This window comes from Gynurincola endophyticus (genome assembly GCF_003991195.1).
Lineage (GTDB): Bacteria > Bacteroidota > Bacteroidia > Chitinophagales > Chitinophagaceae > Gynurincola > Gynurincola endophyticus.
In genome coordinates, this window is the sequence record NZ_RCWL01000018.1 from 1 (window position 1) to 2376 (window position 2376).

3 protein-coding genes are annotated in these 2376 nt (G+C 34.3%); all 3 read left to right on the top strand.

What is annotated here, in order from left to right; translation table 11 throughout:
* Positions 1-861 (top strand): RHS repeat-associated core domain-containing protein (locus D9O48_RS18835; protein ID WP_199750634.1); only part of this gene is annotated, 861 nt, incomplete at its 5' end.
* Entirely contained in the window at positions 861-1304 is a 444-nt protein-coding gene (locus D9O48_RS18640) for a hypothetical protein (RefSeq protein ID WP_126974512.1), read from the top strand. The genes D9O48_RS18835 and D9O48_RS18640, both read left to right, overlap by 1 nt.
* Positions 1305-1875: 571 nt before the next feature.
* Complete coding sequence (locus D9O48_RS18645) at positions 1876-2313, top strand: SMI1/KNR4 family protein (protein ID WP_126974513.1); 438 nt, start codon at positions 1876-1878, stop codon at positions 2311-2313.
* Positions 2314-2376 lie beyond the last annotated feature (63 nt).

Genomic DNA, 2376 nt, shown 5'->3' on the forward strand with positions numbered 1-2376 from the left:
GATCCGAGGTTGGGTAAGTTTTTGAGTGTGGATCCATTGACGAATCAATGTCCAATGCTTACACCTTATCAGTTCGCCAGTAATACACCGATATGGGCAGCAGATCTGGATGGAGCAGAAGGCAATCCTTATTACCTGATGCCTAATACCCGGATGTTGACCACAGGAGCTAAAAGGTTTATCAAATTTGCCGGAGAAGTAGCAGAAGGAATTGTAGAAACAGCTTTTATGGCTATCGGGTCTTTAACAGAAATGCCCGCTCGTATTCACTATGAGAATAAGGTAGGAAGTGGGAATGTGTCAACAACATTTCCTTTAACAGGCAATCAGAACTTATTGGATGTGGGGAAAGGAGCAGTAATGGCTCCCATCATGACAGTACAGAAAATTCTGGATGATCCGGGTGACGGAAAGAATTGGGGTGAGGGACTAGTTGTTGCTTTTGGGAGTAGTAAAGTTTTACCAAAGTTGTGGGTTGAAAAAGTACAGAATAGTACTAAAAGTTTCATAGGGGAGAATACTATGCCTATTGCAATGAATGCAAAAAGCCCTGTAGTCGGTGGTGGAGCTAAATTGGAATACCTGGGCAATAGTGTGGATAGAATTCAAGGAATTGCGACTAAATATAATCTAACAATAACAGTAGTAGGGTATAGAGCAAAGGGGTCGTCTCATGCTTTTTCTGATTGGGACTATATTATTGATGGAGGAACATCGAAGGCAAGAAGTTCTGCATTGTATCAGTTGCCGAGGAATATGAATGCTGCAAAAGATGGAATGAAAAGACCTGGTTCAGAAATATTAAAAGATGTTTCCTTAGACCTAGATTTACCTCATATAATCTTTAAACCAGAAAATTAATGAAGTTTAATAAAATAAATTTGAATAACATTAGCTCACTTATTTGTGAGTTGTCTATAAACGAAGAAGGGTCGATCCTTTGCATGAAAGTTTGCGGAAATTATCGTTATGGTAGTGAAGGGAATGATGATGGTATTTGTATTTATTCTCTTTTAGTATCTCATTATTTTGTTTATGAACCTATATCTGTAATTATTGATTTGAGAGAATTAAAGTATTCTTGGGGAAATTATATTCTAAAGGTATTGAATTTTTTCAATGAAATAGGAAGAGACGAGGAGGAAAGGAATAAAATAAATATAATTGTGTATTCTTCTCAAAATGAGAAATCCATAAGGGATATTTTGAAAATGGTGACATATGGAAGGAGTCTTTTATATGATAATTATGAGGATGCAGTAAAAAGAGGTATTAAAAATATTGATGATTATTTAAATGATTAAATTTACCGTCGCCGAACTCTCTGATGTTTAACCAAACATTCATTTTCGTAAAAAATAATTTTTAAAACCGCTATATTATAGCGGTTTTTTATTATATAGTTGTAAGAAAGTGTATTAGGTAAATTGAAGAAAAAATTGTATCTTAATAGATAGACTCATCAGTTTTTTAATTCACACTCTTTTATCTTCCGTTCATTAAGAGCCTCTTTCTTTTGCATATAAATACTCTGACTTGCAAACCCATTTTCATCAAAATGTCGTAGGGAAATGTCTTATCTTTATACGAGGAGCAGTCGGGTAATTTACAGTGGCGCGAGCAACATTTATAGGGTAGCAGCCGTTTAGGAATCTGGCGTATCGACACGGTACCGACAGCAACAGATCTTTGGAAAATAAGTAATTATACAAACCGCCGGCAATATGAGCTGAGTAATCATTTAGGTAATGTAATGGCGGTGATCGGAGACTATGTAACGGTAGAAAATGATACGATCAAATACCCTTCTGTATTCAGTTTAAATGATTACTATGTATTTGGCGCTACCAAAATACAAAATATAAAAATTAGGAAATGCATTTTGAAGAAACCAGCGCAGCATTAACTCAATATGATATATCTGAACTTCAACAAAGGTTTAATCTTACTTTACCTGAAGATTTTATAATACATTATTTAAAATTTAACGGAGGGTATCCAAAAACAGATACTTATATCTGGTCAAATAATGAAGAAACTGGGATTAATTGTTTTTTTTCTATAAAACACCAAGGATTTGCACGATTGGAAGATGCTTACCAAAATCTAGTAGTAGAAGAAAAAGTACTGCCAAAAGGAATGGTTGTGTTTGCGACAGATAATGGAGGTAATTTTTTTTGTATATCTACTCGTGAAAAAGATTATGGCTATATTTATTATAGTAATAATGATAGTTATGAAGTAGGTGATGAAGAATCATCGCTTACATTTATGGATAGAAGTTTTAAAGAATTTATGAATAAATTAAAGTAAGTATTTTTTTGAATCCTGATATTTACTCCGCTCGCGCCGGACTGTGTCCGGTGTTTAATTAAA